Raw genomic sequence first — 23,268 nt, 5'->3', positions numbered from 1 at the left:
CACTGTTGGATAATGCCGCTCTGTATCGAGGTATAGAGCGTTCGTATGTCCACTTCATCTTTTTCTGCGGCACACCGTCAGGCCAGCACCTTGTACTTGCCGCCTGGGGCGTGGCTGACCGTCCTCGATTGCCTGTGTGATCACTTCAGTGCAATCGGTCGTGAGCAGTGGCTGGACCGAATCGCTCGCGGCCGTGTTCTCGATGGAGAGGGCAAGCCGATTGGTGTCGACCTGGCGTACCGGGAAGGCCTGCGTATTCACTATTTCCGCGAAGTGCCGGACGAAAAGCCGATTCCGGTCGTCGAGTCGATCCTGTATGCCGACGAACACCTTGTGGTGGCGGACAAACCGCACTTTTTACCCGTGACTCCCGCTGGTGAATACGTTGAACAGACGCTTTTGCGGCGCTTGATTCGCCGGCTGGACAACCCTCACCTGGTCCCCCTGCATCGCATTGATCGGCATACCGCTGGCCTGGTGTTGTTTTCCGCCAACCCTCAAAGCCGTTCGGCGTACCAGTCATTGTTCCCTACTCGGCAAATCGAGAAATCTTACGAGGCCATCGCCCGAGCATTGCCGGAACAGGTGTTCCCCCTGATTCACAAGAGCCGAATGATCAATGGCGAGCCGTTCTTCCGCATGCAGGAAGGACCGGGCGCCAGCAATACCGAGACCGCTGTCGAAGTCAGGGAAAAGCACGGTGATCTGTGGCGTTACGGGCTGTACCCGGTCACGGGCAAGAAGCATCAGTTGCGGGTGCACATGACCTCACTGGGCGCCAGTATCTGCAACGACCCGTTCTATCCTGACGTTCTCAAGGACGCGCCGGATGACTATGCCAATCCCTTGAAGCTGCTGGCGCAGGAGTTGAGGTTCGTCGATCCTGTCACGGGGCAGGCTAGGCATTTCAAGAGCGAAATCACCTTGCAATGGTAATTGCCCGGCATCACTGGCTGAAAACGAAAAAGCCCGCTTGATGCGGGCTTTTTCGTTTTCGGCGTCGTCGCCAGGATTACAGGTCTTTAACTGTACGAACCTGATCCTTGTTGATGCGGGTCTGCTTGCCATCCAGTTGTTCGAACTCGTAGAAGCCGGAATCCTTGTCGAATTTTGGCGTGTCGACGGCCTGGATTTCGCGACCGTCATTCAAGGTGATCACGGATGGCGAGGAGCAACCGGCGAGGGTGGCGAGGCCGAGCGCGAGCATGAAAGTGGCGAGGGTCCGTTGAGTCATGGGTGTATCTCCGAGATTGAATTCTTTTGGTTACTGAGCTTGAGACGTAAACCAAGCGTGCAAGTTCCTTGGATATCAGTCTGCCATAGTGTTGTGCGCGCTTAACAGTTCCGGCGTGTTGAGGTTGGCCAGGCGAGGGTCGTTATCGGGGCAATGCAACGCCGTCGCGCCGAGTGTGCGCATCACGCGTCCGGGACTGCGTTCTCCCTCGGCCCAGGCACTCTCGAACGCTGCCCTGTGCATGACCGGTATCACGCAGAGCAAGGGCTCCCAGTGCTGGTCATGCCAGAGCATCACCGGATTGTCCGGATGCAGATGGGCTGTTTCACGCATGCTCGTGAGCAGGGCCATGTCGATGCGCGGAACATCACATGGCATTACCAGCAGGTGCGAGTGGCGGGCGGCGCCAAGCCCCGCGCGAATGCCAGCCAGCGGACCTGGAAAATCACCTTCATCATCCTCGACCAACTGGTCGGCATAGGGCGCGTAGATCGCCTGATTGCGATTGCAGGAGATGATCAGGTCGTCCGTCAGCGGGCGGGTCTTGCGATGCAGGTGGGCAATCAGCGGCTCGCCGTGCCACTCCAGCAAGCCTTTGTCCTGACCGCCCATGCGCTGGCCGCGTCCCCCGGCCAGGAGCAGAATGGAGCAGGGCGGCAACTGCTGAGAGGAGGTCATGACCATGCTCCATCGAAGCGGCGAAAAAATGAGGGGCTGTGATATAACACCGGGCTGTTTCTCCTACAACTGGACGAGCCTATGAAAGCCAAGGCTGATGTACCTTTCGCACCGCTGAACATTGCCGTGCTGACTGTCAGTGATACCCGTACCCTGGAAACCGATACTTCCGGCCAGGTCTTTGTCGACCGCTTGAGTGCTGCCGGCCATAACCTGGCGGCCCGGGTATTGCTCAAAGATGACCTGTACAAAATTCGCGCGCAAGTCGCCAACTGGATTGCCGACGACATCGTGCAAGTGGTGTTGATCACCGGTGGCACCGGCTTTACCGGGCGCGACAGCACACCCGAAGCCGTAACCTGCTTGCTGGACAAGCAGGTCGATGGATTTGGCGAGTTGTTCCGGCAGATCTCAGTGGCGGACATTGGCACCTCGACCGTGCAGTCCCGAGCCTTGGCTGGACTGGCCAACGGCACGTTGGTGTGCTGCTTGCCGGGCTCGACCAATGCCGTGCGCACCGGTTGGGACGGAATTCTTGCCGAGCAACTGGATTCGCGGCATCGCCCGTGCAATTTTGTCCCTCATCTGAAACAGGCGGCGCCTTGTGAATCCCGTGGGTAAGCCGGGCAAGACAGGCAGCTTGATGCCGGTCGAGGTGGCATTGGCGCGCCTGCTTGAAATGGCCGAGGCCTCCAGGATTGTCGAGCGCGAGTTCTTGCCGCTGGCGCAGGTTCAGGGGCGCGTGCTGGCCGAGGACCTGGTGTCGACTCTCGATTTGCCACCGTGGCCCAACAGCGCCATGGACGGATATGCGCTGCGCCTGGCCGACTGGACCGGCGAACCCTTGGTGGTCAGCCAAAAGATATTTGCAGGTCAAGCTCCTGAGCCACTGCAACCTGGCACCTGTGCCCGCATTTTCACTGGCGCCCCCGTTCCTGCGGGCGCCGATTGCGTCGAAATGCAGGAAAACGCGCAAGTTCAGGCCGATGAGCGGGTGGGCTTCATCGAAACCATGGTTATGGGCCAGAACATCCGTCCGCAAGGCCAGGAAACGACGGTCGGAGAGCTGATTCTGCCGGCGGGCACACGCCTGGGGCCAATCGAGCAAGGGTTGGCCGCTTCGCTGGGGTGTGCCGGACTGCATGTCGTGCGCAAGGTGCGCGTGGCAGTGTTGTCCACCGGCGACGAGTTGATCGAGCCGGGGCAGGCGCTGGGTCCGGGGCAGATCTATAACAGCAATCGGGTGTTGCTGTGCAGCTGGTTGCAACGCCTGGGCTGCGAAGTCATCGATGCCGGTATTCTTCCGGACAACCTGCAAACCACCCGGGCCAAACTGGGTGAGTTGAAAGGTGTCGACCTGATTCTGTCTACCGGTGGCGTGTCCGTAGGCGAAGCCGATTTTCTGGGAATCGCCTTGCGCGAGGAAGGCGAGCTGGCATTATGGAAACTGGCGATCAAACCGGGAAAACCGCTGACCTTCGGGCATTTCCGGGGCGTGCCGGTGATCGGTTTGCCGGGCAATCCGGCCTCCACGCTGGTGACCTTTGCCCTGCTGACAAGGCCTTATCTTTTGCGCCGTCAGGGTGTGCAAGAGGTTGAGCCGTTGAAGGTGCAGGTGCCGGCCGGGTTCGACTGGCCAGTGCCAGGCAATCGTCGGGAATATTTGCGCGGCCGCCTGGAGAATGGGCGGGCCATCATCTACAAGAACCAGAGTTCTGGTGTTCTGCGCAGTGCAGCCTGGGCTGATGGTCTGGTAGAAGTATTGGAGGAGCGCAGCCTGGAGCAAGGTGATAGCGTTTATTTCATCCCTTTGAGTGAAGTGTTGGGCTGACGCTCGGTTTCCCTGCAGGGTGAAACAAGCCCGGTTGATCTGACCGGGTTTCGCGTTGTTACCGTCTCAATTGGACAGCAGCATAGAGATGACCTGCTCGAAACGGCTATTGGCAACCCATCCCAGCAGTCCGAGTACAACCATGGTGCCTCCGACTGAATAGGCCAGCCTGTGCTTGATGGCGTTGACGTCGGTGCGGACTTCCTGCATGTCTCGGCGAATGCACTTGAGGTGGGCTTCCAGTTCGGTCATGCGATTGTCCATATCAGCTTCCCCTTTGGTTTTTACCGGATTGTCGCAATGACCTTGGTGATCGACCTGTTTTTCCATGATCGGTAAAACGGGCGTGGGTGACGAACTCATCGATTGAATGTGCATGACACGTCCCTGTGAGAGCTGCTGAAAATAAAGCCGGGTCTCAAAGTGAGCCACGCCCGATTTTTGGTCAATTGAGCCGATTCCTCAGTTCTTGTAAGAAAAATTACCGTGCCGCAGGGCTCAAGGCTTTCCGAGGAAAAATAATTCGCCAGTCAGCGACTTTTTTGAGCGGCCCGGGGGTCCACATTTCCCAGGTACCCATCAAACCGCGAGGACACTTATGAGCGAACGCAAGGCGCTGTTGATTCTGCATGGCAAGCAGGCGCTCAACGAGGCAGTACGCACGGCAGTCGAACGCAAACGCGAAGAGGGCTGGGAACTGGCTGTTCGACTCACTTGGGAGGGCGGCGATGCCCAGCGAGTGGTGGATGAAGCATTGGCAATGGGCTATCGACAGATCATCGCTGGCGGTGGCGATGGCACGTTGCGGGATATCGCCGAAGCCATGGCAGCCAGTTCGACCAAGGCCAGCCTGGTGTTAATGCCACTGGGCACCGCCAACGACTTTGCCCGCGCAGCGGGTGTGCCTCTGGAGCCAGGACCTGCGCTGGACCTGTTGGAAGTGGCGCCCAGCGCCATCGACCTGGGGGAGGTTGATGGGCAGGTCTTCCTGAATATGGCCACCGGAGGTTTTGGCAGTCAGGTCACGGCCAACACTTCGGAGGATCTGAAGAAAGTCCTCGGCGGCGCCGCTTATCTGTTCACCGGCTTGTCACGCTTCAATGAGCTGCACGCCGCATACGGTGAACTGCGTGGCCCGGATTTTCACTGGCGTGGCGAACTGTTGGCGCTGGGGATCGGCAACGGGCGACAGGCCGGCGGCGGACAGGCGTTGTGTCCGCAGGCTCTGGTGGACGATGGCCTGCTGGACATCAGCATTTTGCCGGCACCACAGGAGGTGGTTGGCACGCTGAAAAACCTGTTCAGCGAGGGCTTCGGCATCGATAGCCTGTTTGTCCGTACGCGCCTGCCCTGGATCGAGATCAGAGTCTCCGAAGGGCTGTTCATCAATCTGGACGGCGAGCCGTTGGAAGGCGAAAACCTGCGGTTTTCGGTACGGCCCGCAGCGTTGCTCGTGCATTTGCCCGAGCAATCGCCCCTGCTGTGCGCCAATGCCGGCGTCAGTCGTCCAGGCTGATGATCTGTTCACGCACGGCGAATAACACCAGGCCCGCCACGTCGAAGATCTGCAGGCGCTTCATGACTTGCGAGCGATGGGTCTCAACGGTTTTCACGCTCAATCCCAAGCCGTTGGCGATCTCGCGGGTGGATTTTCCGCGAACGATCAGGCGCAGGATCTCCAGCTGGCGTGCCGTCAGGTTGTGCGAATCGGTCGGCTCGGGTTGATGCTTCTGGTTGCGGGTCAGCGCCTGGTTGATCACCGTATGGGCAATGGCCGGGCTCAGGTAGCGCTCGTTATTGCGCAAGGCTTCCAGCGCATGTTCCAGCTCGGTGGCGGTGGTGTCCTTGAGCAGATAACCATGGGCACCGGATTCAAGCGCCTGCATGATGAGTGCCGGGTCGGTGTGCATCGACAGGATCAGCACTTTGCTGTGCGGGCGGATTTGCTTGAGCTGCTGCAAGGCTTCAAGGCCGCCGGTCTGGCGCATGGAAATATCCAGCAGGACGATATCCGGGGACAGGTGCTCGACCATTTCGAGCAACTGCGAACCGTCATTGGCTTCGCCGATGACGGCGTAACCCGGAAGATCCATTACCAGGGCACGCACGCCAGCCCTGATCAGCGAGTGGTCATCCACCAGAAGTAAGTTACAAGTCAATGCATAACCTTATTCGAACTGGCCCGTTCCAGCGCACGTGGCGCCCACGGGAAGAGAGCTTCGATTTGAGTGCCTTTGCCCGGCTCGCTGGTGACGGTCAGCGTACCGCCCAATTGATCGATCCGTTCCGACATCCCGGCCATTCCACGCTGACCTTCGCGACCCGGGTCGGTGGCGGGGGCGAACCCCTGGCCATCGTCGCGAATCTGCAACTGCAGCCCTTGTGGCAGGCGTTGCAGGCAGACCAGCAGGTTTTTCGCCTGGGCATGACGCAGGATGTTGGTGACCGCTTCCTGGGTGATGCGGAACGCCGCCACGGCCATCTCTTCGGGTATGCCGGTCAAACGCTGCTGGCATTCCAGACTCCAGTGCACCGGCGTATTGGCCAGGGTCTTGAGCAAATGTGCACGCAGGCTGGCCTCCAGCCCAAGGCTGGCGAGCTGGCGGGGATTGAGAATGGCCGACACATCGCGCACTTTGGCCAGGGTTTCTTCCAGCGTGTCGCACAGCACCGAACACTGCCCTTGAAGCTCTTCCGGCATTCGCCGTTTGAGCCAGTCACTTTGCAGCTTGGCGGCGGTCAGCAACTGCCCGATGTCATCATGCAGCTCACGGCTCAGCCGGTGGCGTTCGTTTTCCTGGACCTGCAGCAAGCGGTCGGCGAGTTCCTGCGGTTCGAATTTTATCGATTTGCGCGAGAGGCGATACTGCACAGCAAGGCTGGTCAATGCGGCGATATTGAGCAGCAGCAACCCCAGCGGCAAAGCTGCGGACTGGCAATAGACTACCGCGCTGACGATGGTCGAGCAGGCACACAGGAAAAGTGTGAACTTGCGCGCATTGTCTCTGGAGGGTGGCCATGTGGCGATTGACTTGAAACTGGCGTACATAGCGGATGGAGCCAATGAATGTTCGCTGCGAATAAACCAGTCACGCTGGCTGACTGGTCTCTGTTTTGTAATGTGAAACGTCGCGTCTACAAGGCATCTTCCTGTCTGAGTCAATGACCCTGTATTTGACCGATTGTGTCCAGATGCAATCACACTGCCATTAATTGGCACCCACTAATAGGCCGCATAATAGCACCTAACATACCGTTGGTCGCGTTCCGGCTATTGTCCGAAAAGTCAGGATCGGCATCTTTTGGACCATCGTTCCATAATGGAAAAGTCGGGTGTTTATTGCCTTGAATAATCAATTGGCCACGCCGCCTTAGTAGCAGGGAAAACCCTGGAAAGGAAAGGTATGAATTTATCTGTAGGGAGCAATTTATTTTAGGCTGGGGATGTCGTTTTTAGCTGTGGGATATTCAATTGCGACAAGTGCACGCTTAACTTGCCGCGCAATTCAGACAATCAAAATACGTCGAGCAACGTAGTTGGGTAAATTCAGGCCTGCCGTTCGGAATAGGAAACGAGTGAAAACGGCTTGGAATTAACCGGAGGACGGAACTGGCTTTGACCCACCTGGAACGCAAACGCTTCGATCAGGGTGACCTGCTCGCTGTCATCGAGGCTGAGTTGGCCCGTGGTCTGGTCGATGAGTTCAAGCTGCCAGGCAATCAGGGTCAGGCAGTCCTTCAAGGCATTCAGGGCTTCGTCGTGCAGACTCATGTGATTGTGGGCGTGATTGAGCAAGCCGTGGATGTGCAGGGAAAACTCCGAAACCGCCGCCAGCGCCAGCGCATCGGCCTTGTTCGCCAGTTTCAGCAGGGTGCTGAGCAAGCAGTCGATGGCGTCCTGGTCATTGCTGATCAGTTGCAGGTGGCTGAGGCATTCCTCGGTTTTAGCCAGGAGAGTTTCAGCCTCGAGGAGAAACTCCGGGAGACGCTGCGCCCATTCAGTACGTTCGTTCGGCATACTTATCTCCACAACGTCATGTCAAATGAGCGGATATCGAGTGTGTCGAGGAAGGCAATCGAAGCCTGGGCGCTGGCGGATTGTCGTGGGAGCACGCTGCGGCTGGCCCGAGCGCTGGCTGAAGAACACGAGAGGGTGGTTGGCCACTTACCGGCAATCGCACACAAAAGCCTGACTCCGTTCATGCAATGAGAATGGCGTCACATTAATGGCTATTGGATATTGCGAATATCAGGTTGCACCCGGCATCGACTAAGGGAAACCCTGATGCAAGGGAACCTGACGCGCAAACTGTGGTCGCGCGGCAAAGAGTGAAGCGAATGTACTCACTGCTCCAGTAAAGCATGATGTTAATGTGACATCAATGCTTGAGCGTGGCATTTTAGAGCGGTCAAGATTCGGCGCGAACTGCCGATAACCTTCTACTAGTGAATTCATCCGAACAACACCAGGAGTCATTGATGGCCGGCATTCTCGACACGGTAGACCAACGTACACAACTGGTGGGTGAGAATCGCCTGGAAATTCTTATGTTCCGTCTTGCCGGGCGGCAACTGTTTGCGATCAACGTCTTTAAAGTGCAGGAAGTCTTGCAACTGCCGAAGCTGACCCTGATGCCGCAGCGCCATCCATTTGTGTGCGGTGTGGTCAACCTGCGTGGCCAGACGTTGCCGGTGATCGATCTGTCCCAGGCCATCGGCATGCGGCCATTGGTGCCGGGGCCAGGGAGCACCATCATCGTCACCGAGTACAACCGCTCGGTGCAGGCATTCCTGGTGGGTGGCGTGGACCGTATCGTCAACATGAACTGGGAAGCCATCCTGCCTCCACCAGGCAGCGCCGGCCGTCAGCATTACCTGACCGCCATCAGCAAGGTAGATGACCAGTTGGTGGAGATCATCGATGTCGAAAAAGTGCTGGCCGAGATTGTGCCGTACAGCGCCAAAGTCTCCCGGGAAAAACTCGAGGATCCTGTACTCGAGCGTGCCCGTGGCCGGGAAGTGCTGCTGGTGGATGATTCGAACGTGGCCCTGGCGCAATTGCGCGACACCCTGGGTCAGTTGGGCGTGAAGATGCACATCGCCAGCGATGGCTTGAAGGCACTGAACATGCTCAAGAGCTGGGCGGATTCGGGCGTGGACATGACCGAAAAACTGCTGATGGTGTTCACTGATGCGGAAATGCCGGAAATGGACGGCTATCGCCTGACCACTGAAATCCGCAACGACCCGCGCCTGCGGGGGCTGTATGTGGTGCTGCACACCTCGTTGTCCGGCAGCTTCAACGACTCGATGGTCAAGAAGGTCGGCTGCGACAATTTCCTTTCCAAGTTCCAGCCGGACAAACTGGTCGATGTGGTGCGCCAGCGCCTGATGCTCGACGAAGTGCCTGCCTGATCCCACAGGAGCCGGCGGCGTTGCGACGATAGCGATCCTGCGGGCGCTATCGTCAGCCTTTGATTCGGTCATCAAGCTCGTATAGGGTGGCGTTTTGATCTCCCAGGGAGCTGGCCATGCTGCGTCTGAGCGCGCTTTATCGTTATCCGTTGAAATCCGCCAAGGGCGAAACCTTGCAGGCGATCGGCCTCGACAAACTGGGGCTGGACGGTGATCGACGCTGGATGCTCGTGGACGAGGCCAGCGGGCGTTTCCTGACCCAGCGTGCCGTGGCACAGATGAGTCAGTTGTCGGCGCTTTGGAACGCTGAGGGCGGCTTGACCCTCAGTGCGCCCGGCCATTCTCCGATTGATATCGCCCTGCCCGCTAGTGACGCAGAACTGCGCGGCGTGACCATCTGGCGCGACACCTTGCGCGTGCCCGATGCGGGGGACGCGGCAGGTGCCTGGGTCAGCCGCTTCATCGGCAAGCCGACACGTCTGGTGCAAGTTCCGCTGGAGCGAGCGCGCACCACCGAAGCAGGCTACGGCAAGGACGACGATCAGGTGGCCTTTGCCGACGGTTTTCCGCTGTTGTTGATTGGCCAGGCGTCCCTGGAGGATCTGTCGCAGCGGGTCGGGCGGCCGCTGGAAATGTTGCGGTTCCGGCCGAACCTGGTGATCGAGGGCAGCGAAGCCTTTGCCGAGGACCGCTGGAAGCGCATCCGCATCGGTGAGGTCGAGTTCCGCGTGGTCAAGTCGTGCTCTCGTTGCATCCTGACCACCATCGATCCGCAAACCGGCGAGCGCAGCGAAGATCGCGAACCGCTGGCCACCTTGCAGAAATACCGTGCGGAGGCGGACGGGGCGATGTTTGGCCAGAATCTGGTCAACGATGGCAACGGTCGACTGGAAGTCGGCATGTCGGTAGAAGTGCTCGAATAAACGCCTTCGAAATGAAAAATGCCCGTGTCCTGGGACACGGGCATTTTTTTACACGGTGAAAACCCGCGATGTTAGCCGCGGTATTCGCACAGGTAAGCGGTGTCGACTGCGACTTTCAGCTGGAACTTGCTGTTGGCCGGTACGTTGAACTGGCTGCCGGCGGCGAAGGTTTCCCAGTCACTGCTGTCCGGCAGCTTGACGGTCAGCGCACCGCTGACCACGTGCATGATTTCGCGCTGGCTGGTGCCGAATTCGTATTCGCCCGGAGCCATGACGCCGATGGTCGCCGGACCTTCTGCGGTGCCAAAGGCGATCGACTTGACGGTGCCGTCGAAGTACTCGTTGACTTTAAACATGGGCGATTCCTCGAAAAGGGCTAAAAAGGGCCGGCCAGTATGCACAAGGCTCAGGGCGTCGTCACCTGTCTAAAGCGGCAGTACCAGCGGCAGCAAGCGTGCGGTATTGCGCGCATCTTCCAGCGCCCGATGTTGCTGGCCGCTGAACTGCAAACCCGCCAATTGCAAGGCGCCGTTAAGCCCCAGCGGGCGCTCCAGGCGTCGGACCTTGGCAAAGCGTTGCTTGAGGTTCATGTGCGGCACATTGGCCAGCACGCTGGCGAGTTGCAGGCGTTGCCATTCCTGGAGCAGTTGTTTGCGATCGTAATCGCCCCAACTGACCCAGCCCTGAAGTGGTGGGTGTTGCCCCAGCCAGTGTTCGAACGCCAGCCAGACGTCCTGCAACGCTTGCGCGGCGTCGACGTTGGCCTGGGTGATGTGGGTCAGCTCTCGACAAAATGGCGTGAGCAGGGGCCTGCGTGTCGGCCGGACGAAACGCTGGAAGTGATCCAGCTCGCGTCCCTTGTTGTCCACCAGGGTGGCACCGATTTCGATGATTTCCATCTCCGTGACCGGCCAGCCACCCTCATCGGTGGTGGCCTCCAGATCAATGACCAGCCAATGAGGCATTGCAGGTTTCCTGGTATCCGCGTCCTGATGGCTTTGAGCGTAGCCAAACCCGGCGGTTCCGCCTAGCGGCTTATTCAACCTCCAGGAGAATCTGGCGGTTTTTCACCTGATCGCCCACTTGAACCTGCAAGCGCTTGAGCACGCCGTCGATGCCGGATTTCAGCGGATGCTCCATTTTCATCGCCTCCAGCACCACCAGCAGCTGTCCCTTGGTTACCGAACTGCCTTCGCTGACCAGTACGTCGACAATCGCCCCGTCCATGGGTGCCTTGAGCGTGCCGGAGCTGACGCTGGATTGACTGCCGATCAAGGCATGGGTCCGATCCTGCAAACGCAGGCTGCCAGGTCGGGTGAACAGCCAGAGTTGCCCTGCGTCCAGCCGGCAGGCATGACGCTGGCGGATGCCGTCGATCTCCAGGGTGGTGCTGCGTTCGTCACGGTGGAGGATGTTCAGCTCGAGGTCGCGACCTGCCGCTTGAATCCGCCACGCTTTGCCTGGCTCTGCGAACAGCGCCACCGGCCAGTCCTGATCCTCCAGCCCGATGCGGTAGTGCAGCGGCACGCTGGCGTTGTTGCGCCAGCCGGCCAACGGTGCGGGATGTGCTTGTGCCGAAGCCTGATAGAACAGCGCGGCGGCGATCGCCAGTTGCTCGGCGGTCGGTACCTGGCGGTGCAGGCAGGCGTGCTCGGTAAAGTGCTGGGCAATGAAGCCGGTGCTGAATTCACCGCTGGCAAATAGCGGGTGTTCGAGCAGGCCGGCGAGCAAGCGCTGGTTGCTGTGCAGGCCCAGCAGCACGCTGTCCTGCACCGCGCGCAGCAACTTGCGCCGGGCCTCTTCGCGAGTCGCACCGTGGGCGATGATCTTGCCCAGCATCGGATCATAGAACGGGCTGACGGCCTGGTCTTCGCGCAAGCCATGGTCGATCCGCACACCCTCTAGTAGACCAGGTTCCCAGGCGATGACCCTGCCGGTTTGCGGCAGAAACCCTTGGGCGGGGTCTTCAGCGTACAAGCGGACTTCCATCGCATGGCCATTGAGTTGCACCTGTTCCTGGCGCAAGGGTAGCGGTTGCCCTTGGGCGATGCTGAGCTGCCAGGCCACCAGATCCAGCCCGGTGATGAGCTCGGTCACCGGATGCTCCACCTGCAGGCGGGTGTTCATCTCCAGGAAATAAAACTGCCCACGTGAGTCGAGCAGAAATTCCACCGTACCGGCACCGACATAATTCACCGCGCGTCCGGCCTTGAGCGCTGCTTCACCCATGGACTGGCGCAGCTCGGCCGTCATCACCGGGCAGGGGGCTTCTTCAATGATTTTCTGATGGCGGCGCTGGATCGAACAATCGCGTTCGCCGAGGTAGATCAGGTTGCCGTGGTGATCGCCAAACAGCTGGATCTCGACGTGACGCGGTTCGATCAGTGCCTGCTCAAGAATCAGTTCGCTGCTGCCAAAGCCGTTCAAGGCTTCGGAGCGTGCGGTGCGAATCTGTTCAAGCAAATCGGTGGCCTCGTGCACCAGACGCATGCCGCGCCCACCGCCACCGGCACTGGCCTTGATCATCAGCGGATAGCCAATGCGTTCGGCTTCACGACTCAGGGTGGCGTCATCCTGTTCGGCGCCTTGATAGCCCTGGATGCACGGCACGCCGGCTTCAAGCATGGCGATTTTCGACAGGCGCTTGCTACCCATCAGCTCGATGGCCTGCGGGCTCGGGCCGATAAAGGTGATGCCGGCGTCCTGGCAGGCGAGGGCGAAAGCGGCGTTTTCCGAGAGAAACCCGTAACCCGGGTGGATGGCGTCTGCGCCTGTGCGGCGGGCGGCGTCGATGATGGCCGGGATGTTCAGGTAGGACTGCTGCACTGCGGACGGGCCGATGTTCAGCGCTTCGTCGGCCATGCGAACATGCTGTGCATCGCTGTCGGCATCGCTGAACACGGCGACCGTGCGATAGCCCAGCGCCTGGGCAGTACGCTGGATGCGGCAGGCGATTTCACCGCGGTTGGCGATGAGGATTTTCTTGAGTCCGGGCATGGGTTGTTTCCCCTGTTTTTACGCTGAAGGTGATGGCCTCATCGCTGGCTTGCCAGCCATGCTTTCAAGAGGCCCACCCCGGTTTGCGTTTCTGCACGAAGGCCATGGTTCCTTCGATCCCTTCGGTCCCGGTCACCGCTTCGCTGAACCATTGCGCGGCCTGATCCAGCAGCGCATCCGATGGCTGCCCGGCACTCGCCAGCAACAGCTTCTTGGTCCGCGCATTCGCTTCCGGCGCGCAGCACAGCACGTGCGCCAACACCTCATCCAGACGCTCGGCCAAGGCTTGCGGATCATGCTCGACAAAGTGCACCAGGCCCATTTTTCGCGCCTGAATGCCATCGAAGCGCGCTGCCGTCAGGGCCAGTCTGCGCGCCTCGGTCAAGCCAATGCGCTGCACCACGAACGGTGCAATTTGTGCCGGCAGCAGGCCCAGGCTGGTTTCCGGCAAGCCGAATTGCGCCTGATGATCGGCCAGGGCGACATCGCTGACACAGGCCAGGCCAAACCCACCGCCCAGCACCGCGCCTTGCAGCACGGTGATCACCACTTGCGGCGCGTGTTGCATTTCCTGCAGGAGCGCACCGAACACCCGGTTCAGATCACGATAAGCGCCTGCTCCCTGAGCACGAGCGCTGGCCATGTCCTTGAGGTCGCCACCGGCACAAAAGTGTCCACCGGCGCCGCCGATCACCAGGGCGCGAACGCCTCGATCGTCGTGAATGGCCGCCAATACCGCGCGCAGTTCGGCGACCATCTGCAAGCTCATCGCATTGCGGCTGTCCGGGCGATTGAGGGTGATGTGCAGCACGCCATTGTGCAGTTCCAGCAGCAGGGTCTGGCAAACCGGCAGGGTGCTCATTTCTTTTTCCCCGGCAAAATGCCCATGAGTTTGCAGATGATCCCCAGCATGATTTCGTCGGCACCGCCGCCAATCGACACCAGCCGTACATCACGGTAGGCGCGGGCCACCGGGTTGTCCCACATGAAGCCCATGCCGCCCCAGTATTGCAGGCAGCTGTCTGTCACTTCGCGACCCAGACGTCCGGCCTTGAGCTTGGCCATGGACGCCAGGCGCGTCACGTCCTGGCCTTTGACGTACTGCTCGGTGGCCTGATAGACCAGTGCGCGCAGGCATTCGATTTCGGTTTGCAGTTCGGCCAGGCGGAAGTGAATCACCTGATTGTCGATCAGCGCACTGCCGAAGGTCTTGCGCTCCTTGCAGTATTCGATCGTGCTGTCGACGCAGTATTCCAGGCCCTTGATCATGTTGGCTGCACCGAACAGGCGCTCTTCCTGGAACTGCAGCATCTGCATCATGAACCCGGCACCTTCATGGCCGATGCGGTTGCGCTGGGGCACGCGCACGTTGTCGAAAAACACCTGGGCGGTTTCCGAGCTGCGCATGCCGAGTTTGTCCAGGTGCGAACTGAGGCTGATGCCAGGCGTGTTCATCGGCACCATGATCAGCGACTTGTTGATGTGCGGCTTGTCGTCCGAGGTGTTGGCCAACAGGCAGATGAAGTCGGCGCTCGGCGAGTTGGTGATCCACATCTTGCTGCCGTTGATCACGTAATCATCGCCGTCCTTGCGCGCCGTGGTCTTGAGTCCGGCGACATCGGAGCCGGCGCCGACTTCGGAAACGCCAATGCAACCGACTTGCTCACCACTGATGGCCGGGCGCAAAAACTCGTCGCGCAACTCATCGGAACCAAAGCGTGCCAGCGCCGGGGTGCACATGTCGGTCTGTACGCCAATCGACATCGGAATGCCGCCGCAGTGGATTGTGCCAAACTCTTCGGCCGCGACAATCGAGTAGCTGTAGTCGAGTCCCATGCCGCCGAATTTTTCCGGCTTGGAAATGCCCAGCAGGCCGAGGTCGCCGGCCTTGCGGAAGATCTCGTGGATAGGGAATCGCCCGGCCTTTTCCCATGCCTCGACGTGCGGGTTGATCTCGTGCTCGACGAATTGGCGAACGGTGCGGCGCAGTGCTTCGTGTTCCTGGGTGAAGATCATTGTTCTTGTTCTCCTCTGATCGCCCTTAGAAGCGGGCTACACCAAAACTGTTGGCTTGCAGTGGCCGCACCTGGGCCTCGTGACAGATATCCAGCAAGTAACCGAGTAGGGGCCGCGTATCGCGGGGGTCGATCAGGCCGTCGTCCCACAGGTTGGCGCTGCCGTAGAGCGCCGTGGACTGGCTGTCGAGCTTCTGCGCGGTGACCTGTTCGAGCATGTCGAGCATCTTCGGATCCGGCACCAGGCCGTCCTTGGCCTGCTTGGCTTCAGTGACAATGCGCAGCACCTTGCCGGCCTGCGCACCACCCATCACGGCGGTGCGGCTGTTGGGCCAGGCGAAGATGAAGCGCGGGTCGAGGCCGCGTCCGCACATGGCATAGTTGCCGGCACCGTAGGAACCACCGACGACGATGGTCAGCTTCGGCACCCGGGCGTTGGCCACCGCCTGGATCATCTTCGCGCCGTGCTTGATCACCCCTTGCTGTTCCGACTCGGTGCCAACCATGAAGCCGGTGGTGTTGTGGAAGAACAGCAGCGGCGTCTGGCTCTGGTCACACAGCTCGATGAACTGCGCGGCCTTGCTCGCGCCCTTGGGCGTAATAGGGCCGTTGTTGCCGATGAAGCCGCAGGCGCGGCCTTCGATCTTCAGATGGCCACAAATGGTCTGCTGATCGAACTCGCCCTTGAACTCGAGAAAATTCGACGCGTCGGCGATGCGGGCGATGATTTCGCGCACGTCGTAGGGTTTTTTCGGGTCATCGGGAATCAGCCCGAGCAACTCGTCGATAGGGTAGAGCGGTGTCTCCCAGTGGCGCTGCGGCAGGGCTGGCAACTGCTCATTCCACGGTAACAAGGCGACGATCTCACGCACCTGGCGCACACCGTCGGCATCGTTTTCCGCTAGGTATTCCGCGGTACCTGCGGTCTGCGCGTGCATCTCGGCACCGCCCAGCTCTTCATCGGTGGCGATTTCGCCGGTGGCGGCCTTGAGCAGCGGGGGGCCGGCGAGAAACAGCTTGGCCTTGCCCCGCACCACCACCACGTAATCCGACAACCCCGGTTGATAAGCGCCGCCCGCCGTCGCAGAACCGTGCACCACGGTGATCTGCGGCAAACCCATCGCCGACATCCTTGCCTGATTGGCAAAGCTGCGTGCGCCTTCGACAAAAATCTCTGCCGCGTAATTGAGGTTGGCGCCGCCGCTCTCAGCCAGCGTAATCACCGGCAGTTTGTTCTCCATGGCGATCTGTTGCAGGCGCAGGGATTTTTTCAAACCGCTGGGGGAAATGGTGCCGCCCTTGATCGCGCTGTTGTTGGCCACCACCAGCACGCGTACACCGGACACGTAGCCGATCCCGGCGATCAGGCCGCCACCGGCCGAACTGCCATCCTTGTCGTCATGCAACTTGTAGCCGGCCAGACTCGCCAGCTCGAGGAAGGGTGCGCCGGGGTCCAGCAGCAGGTTCAGACGTTGGCGGGGCAACAGTTGGCCGCGTTTTTCAAACTTGGGCTGGGCCTCGACGGCTTTGTTCAGCAAGTTCTGTTCGAGGCTGCGGACTTGCTCGATGGCGCTGAGCATCGCCGCACGGTTTTGTGCGAACTGCTCGCTATGAGGGTCGAGTTGCGACTCAATCACCGGCATGGCTTATTCCTTGTCCTTGAGCACGTCGGGCAGGTAGGCGCGGTGGAAACCGTTGTACGACTCACTGTTGGTCGCCTTGTGGATCGGCCAGGCACGCCCGCCGAGGCTGGCGGCACCGTCGATGCGCAGGGTGCTGCCACTGACAAACGCGGCGGCCGGACTTAACAGAAACACGATCGCCGCGCTGACTTCCGATTCGGTGCCGATACGCTTGAGCGGCACGTGTTCGCGCAAGGTCGGAATCACCGCCTTGAACGCGCCTTCGTAGGTGTCCATGCCGCTGGAGGCGATCCAGCCCGGTGCCACGGCATTGACCCGTACCCCGGCATGCCCCCATTCGAAGGCGGCGGTCTTGGTCAGATTGTCCATGCCCGAACGTGCGGCACCTGAGTGGCCCATGCCCGGCATGCCGCCCCACATGTCCGCCAGCATGTTGACGATGGCGCCGCCGTGCTTGCTCATCGACTGGTTGAACACTTCCCGGGCCATCAGGAAACCGCCTACCAGGTTGGTGCGCATGACGGTTTCGAAACCCTTTTGATTGATCGATGCCAGCGGCGACGGGTACTGCCCGCCGGCGTTGTTGACCAGGCCATGGATGGGCCCGTGCTTGCGGATCAGCTCGCCTACCAGGCGTTGTACGGCATCTTCCTCGCGGATATCGCAGGTGGCCCAATCGGCCTTGCCGCCGTCTTCGGCAATTTCCGCCGCGACGCTTTTGAGCTTGTCGGCCTTGCGCCCGACCAATAGCACCTGCGCGCCGAGGGCGGCCAGTTCGTGGGCGGTGCAGCGACCGATGCCACTGCCGCCGCCGGTGACGATGATGTTTTGGCCGGCAAACAGGTCGGCTTTGAAAATCGAAGCGTAGGCCATGGCGGCAATCCTCTAGTTGACCTGGTCGGCGATGCGCTGAGGCACCGGAATCTGGATTTCCAGCAATTGCTGGGCGAAGGCTTTGCCTTGGGGATCGATACGCAGGCTGGCGACACCGCCACCGCCGAGGGCGTTTTCCAAGAGAAAATTCAGGCTGTGGCTGGCCGGCAAGTACCAGCGTTCGACGCGCCCGTGAATGGGATCGAGGACATGGCTCATCCAGTCGACGAGCACTTCCGGAGTCAGGGCTTCGGCGATCCATGGCAGGTAGTCAGGGTCACGGGCCATGACCCCGATGTTGCTGTGATTGCCTTTGTCCCCGGAGCGGGCGACCGCCAGCTTGATCAAAGGGACGCTGGCGTCGGCCGGCTCCGTTGGCTTGGGTGGCAGTAACGGCGCAGGCAAGTCCTGTGGATCGAGTACATCAAGAGCGGGCAGGGCGCAGGGATGGTGTTGTCCGTCGAGTTCGACTTCCAGCGTGCAAGCCTGCTTGTCGATGAGGAACGAGAACAGCCGGATCAGCGGATAGACCGTCGGCCGTCCGCCGACAATCCCGGTCAGGCCCGGAGCCATGCCGGTGGCGGCCTGGGCAATTTCCCGGGAGAACAGAATCAACGCGAGTTTGTTCGGGTGACGTACGGCCAGCTTGATCACCACCTCGCGGCTGTCCTGGCGCTTGCCATGGGGGCCGTAGGTGGCCTCGCTGCCGAGCAGTTCGATGTTCACTTCGCTGTACGTCGCCCAACCACGCTGGCTGAACATTTCCGCGGTCTTGTTGATGATCGCTGCGCTGACCCGTTTTGCCTTGTCGACCGCATCGATGCCGGCGATCAGGCAACTGGCGGTGCAGCGAAAACCATCCGGATAGGTGGCGCTGACCTTGTACTGCGCCGTCGGTGGCAAGCCCCTGGCGCCGTGCACCCGGACCGCGTTCTTGCCCTGCTGGAGCAGTTTGACCTGGGTGAAATCGCACACGACATCGGGCAACAGGTAGGCATGCGGGTCGCCGATCTCATAGAGCATCTGTTCGCCCACAGTCAGCGGCGTGACCAGCCCGCCGGAGCCTGCGGGCTTGCTGACGATGAACTGGCTGTCGGCGCTGACTTCGACGATGGGGAAACCGATATGTTCGTAGTCCGGCACGTCGCGCCAATCGGTAAAGTTGCCGCCGGTGCACTGGGCACCGCATTCGATGATGTGCCCGGCCAAGGCTGCCTGGGCGAGTTTGTCGTAGTCGTGCCACGACCAGTCGAATTCGTGCACCAGCGCGGCACTGACCACCGCGCTGTCGACCACACGCCCGGTGATCACGATGTCGGCGCCCAGGCGCAGGGCTTCGACGATGCCCGGCGCGCCGAGGTAGGCGTTGGTCGAGACGCACATCGGAGGCAGCGGCGCAGCGCTGAACATTTCATGGATGCCCTGGCTGCTCAGCTGTTTGAATTGCGGCTGCAGATCGTCACCCAGCAGCACGGCGATTTTCAGCGATACGCCGGCCTTGTCGCAGGCCGCTTGCAGGGCCGCGGCGCAGGCGCGTGGGTTGACCCCGCCGGCATTGCTGATGACGCGGATCTTTTGCTCGGCCAGTTGTGGCAACAGCGGCCCGAGGACCTCGATGAAGTCACCGGCGTATCCAGCCTGGGGATCTTTCATCCGTGCGCCGGCCATGATCGACATGGTTATTTCGGCGAGATAGTCGAAGACCAGATAGTCCAGGTTTCCGTGTTCCACCAACTGCGCAGCGGCCGTTGACGTATCACCCCAGAAGGCGCTGGCGCAACCGATGCGAACTGTTTTGGGCGTTATCCTTTCCATAGCCACCTCCCACCGAAGTGCTCTGACATTACCAAGCAAGCGCTTGGTTTGTAAATGGCCAGCCGATCTTCTGCCCAAGCGCTTGCTTGGTTTGCTCCGTCAGCTTAAATTGCCCGCGCAACCCCGCTGTTTTAGCGGTGCTAACGACTGTAGGAGAGAACGGGTGGACGAGCAAAAAGCCCTGATGGTCATGCGTGAGTTGGTGGACAGCGGCCAATTGACCGATCCGGAGAGCGCCCGTGGCAAGTTGCTGCAAGTGGCGGCCCACCTGTTTCGCAATAAAGGGTACGAGCGCACCACGGTGCGTGACCTGGCGGGTGCCGTGGGCATTCAGTCCGGGAGTATTTTTCATCACTTCAAAAGCAAGGACGAAATCCTGCGCGCCGTGATGGAAGAAACCATCCGCTACAACACGGCACTGATGCGCGCGGACATCGCCGTAGCAAGCAACGTTCGCGAGCGGGTCCTGGCACTGATTCGGTGTGAGCTGCAATCGATCATGGGTGGCAGCGGCGAGGCCATGGCAGTGCTGGTTTATGAGTGGCGCTCGCTGTCGGAAGAAGGCCAGGCCAAGGTGCTGGCGCTGCGCGATATCTATGAAGACATCTGGTTGCAGGTGTTGGGCGAAGCCAAAACGGACGGGCTGATTGGCGGCGATGTGTTCGTCACCCGACGATTCCTCACCGGTGCGTTGTCCTGGACCACCACCTGGTTTCGCGCCGATGGCAGCATGAGCCTCGATCAATTGGCCGAAGAGGCGTTGATTCTGGTACTCAAGGAGCAGCAATAAGCTTGTATTGACCGGCCGTTAGCTGGCTAACTGAGCACAGTGCCGGGTTGAAGGCGTAGTGGTTGTTTATGGAAGCGGAGTTGTTTTGATGGGTTCGCCAATACGGACGGCTTCGCAGCTTTTGCTGGCGGCGCTGGCGGCTTTATCGATAGTGCCTTCCCAGGCTGCGCAGCTGGTACGCATTGGCGCGGCTCACTTTCCGCCTTACACCGTGCGCCCTGAATCCGGGGCCGACACAGGCTTGCTGCCGCAACTGGTCGAAGCGCTCAACAGGCTGCAGAGCGACTATCAATTTGTCCTGGTGCCCACCTCCATTCCCCGGCGTTTCGGTGACCTGAAGCAGGGCCGGATCGACATGGCGATCTTCGAAAACCCCGCCTGGGACTGGGAAAAAGTCCCGCACGTGGCCGTCGACATGGGCCTGGAAGACGCCGAGATATTTGTCGCGAAAAACCAGATCGATGGACGGCCGGCACGCCAGCAAAGTTATTTTTCCGACCTGTCCGGCAAGCATCTGGCGTTGTTCAGCGGCTATCACTACGCCTTCGCCCATTTCAATGCAGAACCCCAGTACCTGGTGAAAAACTACAACGCCACGCTGACCTATTCCCACGACAGCAATCTGCTGATGGTGCTCAGAGGGCGTGCGGATGTTGCCCTGGTCACACGCTCGTACCTGAGCGACTACCTGTTGCGTCACGAGGAAGTGGCCCATCAGTTCCTGGTGTCCGAGCGGGTCGATCAGATCTATCACCACTACGCGATCCTGCGTCCGGCCGCCGCTATCAGCGGTGAGGCGTTCCAGTTGTTGCTGCAAGGGCTGCGGGACAATGGCGAGATGTTGAAGATCTTTGCACCGTACCGGATCGCCTTGGTGCCGGTGCCACACTCGCACGCTGAAACAGCACTGCCAGCCGCCGATTGATCGACCTGTCTTAAATTTCCCGCCACGGCCCACGTCACCTCGATTAACTGTCGATGACTTTCGTGAGCCCCACCCATGTCCCATTTGAACGACTTGACTGCCCTGCGCCTGCCGACCGGCAGCCGACTTGCAGCGGATGAAACCGAATCGCGCTTGAGCCTCAGCCTTGAGGGACAGCCTCTGGTCACACTGCGGCTGACCCGTGGCGTCGAACTGCAGGTGCAACTGGAACAAGGCTTCGAACACCCGCAAGGCCAGGCGTTGTGGGCCGCTTGTTACTGGCTGTTCGCCCGCGACCCGGCCTGTCAGTCGCTGCTCTGGCAACTCGATCATGCACCGACCGAAGCCGTGCTCAGCGGTCTGCTGGTCGCGCTCGCCACGCCCGGCCAGTATCGCTGCGAACGCACCCTGTTCTGGCAGTTGCCGCAACCCTGGCTCGGGCATTCGCTGACGGGCAGCTATCCGCAGCAGATGGTCATGAGCACTGGCAAGCGCCACCCGTTGCGCCCGGTCAAGCCCCGTGGCGAAGTGTATCGACGTTTCGATGCGCGCTTGGGCGCCTGGATTTCCCTGCGCACCCTGGACATGGACGAGGACCTGGCACGCTTCAATCGCTGGCAGAACAACCCGCGGGTCGCCAGTTTCTGGCAGGAGCAGGGCAGCCTCGAACAGCACCGCGAGTACCTCGGCAAACTCGATGCCGACCCGCATACCCTGACGTTGATCGGCAGTTTCGATGACCAGCCTTTCGCCTATTTCGAAGCCTATTGGGCCAAGGAAGATCGCATCGCCCCTTTCTATGACGCCGATGATTACGACCGTGGCATTCATATGCTGGTGGGCGAAGAAAACCACCGTGGGCCGCACAAGGTGGCGAGCTGGTTATCGGCGCTGGTGCATTACCTGTTTCTCGATGACCCGCGCACGCAACGGGTGGTGGCCGAGCCACGCGCCGACAACGGGAAAATGATCGGCTACATGCACAATCAGTGTTTTCACTGCGAGAAAGAGTTCGACTTCCCGCATAAGCGCGCGGCCTTGATGCTGGTGGGGCGGGAGCGGTTTTTTGAGCGGTGCGGGTTGGCCTGATTTGCAGGACTCAAGTGCAGCGTTGTACTTGAGTCCGCTATCGTGAGCAGGCTCGCTCCTACAGGGCTGACGCTGAACTTGTAAGAGCGAGCTTGCTCGCGATGGGGCCTTTGAAAGTGTCAGATTTCAGTGCCGTGCAGAGGTATCCGCACGACGCCCCGACACCTTGCGGCAATGCACCAGCGCATCGCGAATCATGAAGTTCACCAAGGTCGGCGACACACCGAGCTCCTTGGCGATGTCCTTCTGCGGCACACCGTGCAGGCGGTACATCTCGAAGGCATAACGCGTGCGGCTGGGCAGCTCGGTCAGTGCATCGGCGATGTGTTCCAGGGTCGAGAAGTTGATGTGCGAAGTTTCCGGTGATGCGCCTTGAATCACCACATTCAGGCCTTCCTCTTCGGGACCGGAATACTTCTGTTCCAGCGCCTGCTTGCGATAGTGATCGATCGCCAGGTTGCGCACGATCTGGAACAGATAGCTCAGCTGAGCCTTGATCGAACTGGTGATAGGCGGGGCCGATTGCAGCCGGAAGAATGCATCCTGCACAACATCTTCAGCGCGAGACCGGCAACCGGTGATGCGGGCTGCAATCTTCACCAGAATCAGCCGATTGTCGACGAAGGCCTGAAGTAGCGGTGTATCGCACCTGCTTGTGGATACTGGTTCCATCATGGAAATCACCCTGCTGCCAAAAGGTTGGTGGGACGGAAAAGACCGGGGGGCCGTCCTACACATCGAGCGACAAATTAGGCTTAATGATAATTATTGTCAATTGAGAAAAAGAATTAATGCGCCATTGCAGTGCAGACTGAGAACTGCGACACGCTGTCACGCATCAGGGCCGGCCAAGACCCCATCCGACGACTAATTATCTCAAGACTTCATCCGTTCTCATTGGTGAATGGAACCGGGCTGCAGTCCCGGTTGCCAGCGCATTCCCAATGCCTTGCGTGGTCGGCGAAGACCGCGTCCTGCGTGCCCTGCTTCAGGGCGCGACGCCAGAAATCCGATTCCAATTGCAAGCCGACATCAGCCAG

At 60.1% G+C, this 23,268-nt stretch carries 24 protein-coding genes; 9 read left to right on the top strand and 15 right to left on the bottom strand.

What is annotated here, in order from left to right; genetic code table 11:
- Positions 1-45: 45 nt before the first annotated feature.
- The gene (locus tag EIY72_RS27885; protein ID WP_093224843.1) at positions 46-936 is read left to right on the top strand and encodes a pseudouridine synthase; all 891 of its coding nucleotides are present in this window, start codon (positions 46-48) and stop codon (positions 934-936) included.
- A gap of 76 nt (positions 937-1,012) precedes the next feature.
- Here EIY72_RS27885 and EIY72_RS27880 read toward each other — a convergent pair whose 3' ends face one another.
- Both EIY72_RS27880 and mobA read right to left on the bottom strand, forming a co-directional pair.
- Positions 1,013-1,234, bottom strand: coding sequence for a YgdI/YgdR family lipoprotein (locus EIY72_RS27880; RefSeq protein WP_093224840.1), 222 nt, complete (start codon positions 1,232-1,234; stop codon positions 1,013-1,015).
- A gap of 75 nt (positions 1,235-1,309) precedes the next feature.
- On the bottom strand, positions 1,310-1,912 hold the full coding sequence (gene mobA / locus EIY72_RS27875; RefSeq protein ID WP_093224837.1) for a molybdenum cofactor guanylyltransferase MobA: 603 nt from the start codon (positions 1,910-1,912) through the stop codon (positions 1,310-1,312).
- An 81-nt stretch (positions 1,913-1,993) separates the two neighbouring features.
- On the opposite strand from mobA, the gene moaB reads away from it, so the two are divergent.
- Both moaB and EIY72_RS27865 read left to right on the top strand, forming a co-directional pair.
- Positions 1,994-2,533 carry a molybdenum cofactor biosynthesis protein B gene (gene moaB, locus EIY72_RS27870; RefSeq protein WP_093224834.1) on the top strand — a complete coding sequence of 180 codons (540 nt, stop codon included), beginning with the start codon at positions 1,994-1,996 and terminating at the stop codon, positions 2,531-2,533.
- Positions 2,517-3,743, top strand: coding sequence for a molybdopterin molybdotransferase MoeA (locus EIY72_RS27865; RefSeq protein ID WP_093224831.1), 1,227 nt, complete (start codon positions 2,517-2,519; stop codon positions 3,741-3,743). Before moaB ends, EIY72_RS27865 begins: the two co-directional genes overlap by 17 nt.
- Before the next feature lie 66 nt (positions 3,744-3,809).
- On the opposite strand, the gene EIY72_RS27860 is transcribed toward EIY72_RS27865, so the two are convergent.
- Positions 3,810-4,121, bottom strand: a complete 312-nt coding sequence (locus tag EIY72_RS27860; RefSeq protein ID WP_371315373.1) for a hypothetical protein — start codon at positions 4,119-4,121, stop codon at positions 3,810-3,812.
- 220 nt (positions 4,122-4,341) lie between these two features.
- On the opposite strand from EIY72_RS27860, the gene yegS reads away from it, so the two are divergent.
- The gene (yegS, locus tag EIY72_RS27855) at positions 4,342-5,259 is read left to right on the top strand and encodes a lipid kinase YegS (protein ID WP_093224828.1); all 918 of its coding nucleotides are present in this window, start codon (positions 4,342-4,344) and stop codon (positions 5,257-5,259) included.
- On the opposite strand, the gene EIY72_RS27850 is transcribed toward yegS, so the two are convergent.
- The 3 genes from EIY72_RS27850 to EIY72_RS27840 all read right to left on the bottom strand — a co-directional run bounded on the left by EIY72_RS27850 (position 5,243) and on the right by EIY72_RS27840 (position 7,761).
- Complete coding sequence (locus tag EIY72_RS27850; RefSeq protein WP_093224826.1) at positions 5,243-5,902, bottom strand: response regulator; 660 nt, start codon at positions 5,900-5,902, stop codon at positions 5,243-5,245. The two genes, yegS and EIY72_RS27850, sit on opposite strands and share 17 nt — an antisense overlap.
- The gene (locus tag EIY72_RS27845; RefSeq protein WP_093224822.1) at positions 5,899-6,792 is read right to left on the bottom strand and encodes a sensor histidine kinase; all 894 of its coding nucleotides are present in this window, start codon (positions 6,790-6,792) and stop codon (positions 5,899-5,901) included. The genes EIY72_RS27850 and EIY72_RS27845 overlap by 4 nt, the downstream gene beginning before the upstream one ends.
- 498 nt (positions 6,793-7,290) lie before the next feature.
- Entirely contained in the window at positions 7,291-7,761 is a 471-nt protein-coding gene (locus EIY72_RS27840) for a hypothetical protein (protein WP_093224817.1), read from the bottom strand.
- A gap of 461 nt (positions 7,762-8,222) precedes the next feature.
- On the opposite strand from EIY72_RS27840, the gene EIY72_RS27835 reads away from it, so the two are divergent.
- The gene (locus EIY72_RS27835) at positions 8,223-9,158 is read left to right on the top strand and encodes a chemotaxis protein CheV (RefSeq protein ID WP_093224814.1); all 936 of its coding nucleotides are present in this window, start codon (positions 8,223-8,225) and stop codon (positions 9,156-9,158) included.
- Positions 9,159-9,274: 116 nt separating this feature from the next.
- A complete protein-coding gene (locus EIY72_RS27830; RefSeq protein ID WP_093224811.1) occupies positions 9,275-10,081 on the top strand; it encodes an MOSC domain-containing protein in 807 nt (268 codons plus the stop codon).
- A gap of 71 nt (positions 10,082-10,152) precedes the next feature.
- Here the strand turns inward: EIY72_RS27830 and ppnP are convergent, their stop codons facing one another.
- The 8 genes from ppnP to EIY72_RS27790 form a co-directional block, all read right to left on the bottom strand.
- Positions 10,153-10,437 carry a pyrimidine/purine nucleoside phosphorylase gene (gene ppnP, locus EIY72_RS27825; RefSeq protein WP_007940055.1) on the bottom strand — a complete coding sequence of 95 codons (285 nt, stop codon included), beginning with the start codon at positions 10,435-10,437 and terminating at the stop codon, positions 10,153-10,155.
- A gap of 69 nt (positions 10,438-10,506) precedes the next feature.
- On the bottom strand, positions 10,507-11,046 hold the full coding sequence (locus EIY72_RS27820; protein WP_093224809.1) for a 3'-5' exonuclease: 540 nt from the start codon (positions 11,044-11,046) through the stop codon (positions 10,507-10,509).
- Positions 11,047-11,116: 70 nt separating this feature from the next.
- Positions 11,117-13,078 (bottom strand): acetyl/propionyl/methylcrotonyl-CoA carboxylase subunit alpha, encoded by a 1,962-nt coding sequence (locus EIY72_RS27815; protein WP_093224806.1) that lies wholly within the window; start codon positions 13,076-13,078, stop codon positions 11,117-11,119.
- A gap of 64 nt (positions 13,079-13,142) precedes the next feature.
- A complete protein-coding gene (locus EIY72_RS27810) occupies positions 13,143-13,940 on the bottom strand; it encodes an enoyl-CoA hydratase/isomerase family protein (RefSeq protein ID WP_093224804.1) in 798 nt (265 codons plus the stop codon).
- Positions 13,937-15,094: a citronellyl-CoA dehydrogenase gene (gene atuD / locus EIY72_RS27805; protein ID WP_093224802.1), complete on the bottom strand. Its 1,158-nt coding sequence runs from the start codon at positions 15,092-15,094 to the stop codon at positions 13,937-13,939. Before atuD ends, EIY72_RS27810 begins: the two co-directional genes overlap by 4 nt.
- Positions 15,095-15,119: 25 nt before the next feature.
- The gene (gene atuC / locus EIY72_RS27800) at positions 15,120-16,736 is read right to left on the bottom strand and encodes a geranyl-CoA carboxylase subunit beta (protein ID WP_093224800.1); all 1,617 of its coding nucleotides are present in this window, start codon (positions 16,734-16,736) and stop codon (positions 15,120-15,122) included.
- Positions 16,737-16,739: 3 nt separating this feature from the next.
- The gene (locus EIY72_RS27795) at positions 16,740-17,609 is read right to left on the bottom strand and encodes an SDR family oxidoreductase (protein ID WP_093224798.1); all 870 of its coding nucleotides are present in this window, start codon (positions 17,607-17,609) and stop codon (positions 16,740-16,742) included.
- A 12-nt stretch (positions 17,610-17,621) separates the two neighbouring features.
- Positions 17,622-19,424, bottom strand: coding sequence for an acyclic terpene utilization AtuA family protein (locus EIY72_RS27790; RefSeq protein ID WP_093224795.1), 1,803 nt, complete (start codon positions 19,422-19,424; stop codon positions 17,622-17,624).
- 163 nt (positions 19,425-19,587) lie between these two features.
- On the opposite strand from EIY72_RS27790, the gene EIY72_RS27785 reads away from it, so the two are divergent.
- From EIY72_RS27785 to EIY72_RS27775, 3 genes are all read left to right on the top strand, one after another.
- The gene (locus EIY72_RS27785) at positions 19,588-20,214 is read left to right on the top strand and encodes a TetR/AcrR family transcriptional regulator (RefSeq protein WP_093224793.1); all 627 of its coding nucleotides are present in this window, start codon (positions 19,588-19,590) and stop codon (positions 20,212-20,214) included.
- Positions 20,215-20,302: 88 nt separating this feature from the next.
- Positions 20,303-21,139, top strand: coding sequence for a substrate-binding periplasmic protein (locus tag EIY72_RS27780; protein ID WP_093224790.1), 837 nt, complete (start codon positions 20,303-20,305; stop codon positions 21,137-21,139).
- Positions 21,140-21,214: 75 nt separating this feature from the next.
- Positions 21,215-22,228 (top strand): GNAT family N-acetyltransferase, encoded by a 1,014-nt coding sequence (locus EIY72_RS27775; protein ID WP_093224787.1) that lies wholly within the window; start codon positions 21,215-21,217, stop codon positions 22,226-22,228.
- Between the two features lie 126 nt (positions 22,229-22,354).
- Here EIY72_RS27775 and EIY72_RS27770 read toward each other — a convergent pair whose 3' ends face one another.
- Complete coding sequence (locus tag EIY72_RS27770) at positions 22,355-22,903, bottom strand: RNA polymerase factor sigma-70 (protein ID WP_093224785.1); 549 nt, start codon at positions 22,901-22,903, stop codon at positions 22,355-22,357.
- Positions 22,904-23,268: the final 365 nt, after the last annotated feature.

The sequence above is a fragment of the Pseudomonas vancouverensis genome (genome assembly GCF_004348895.1).
Classification (GTDB): Bacteria; Pseudomonadota; Gammaproteobacteria; order Pseudomonadales; family Pseudomonadaceae; genus Aquipseudomonas; species Aquipseudomonas vancouverensis.
Note: the sequence above shows the minus strand (reverse complement) of the source record. Positions and strands in the feature narration are given on the sequence as shown.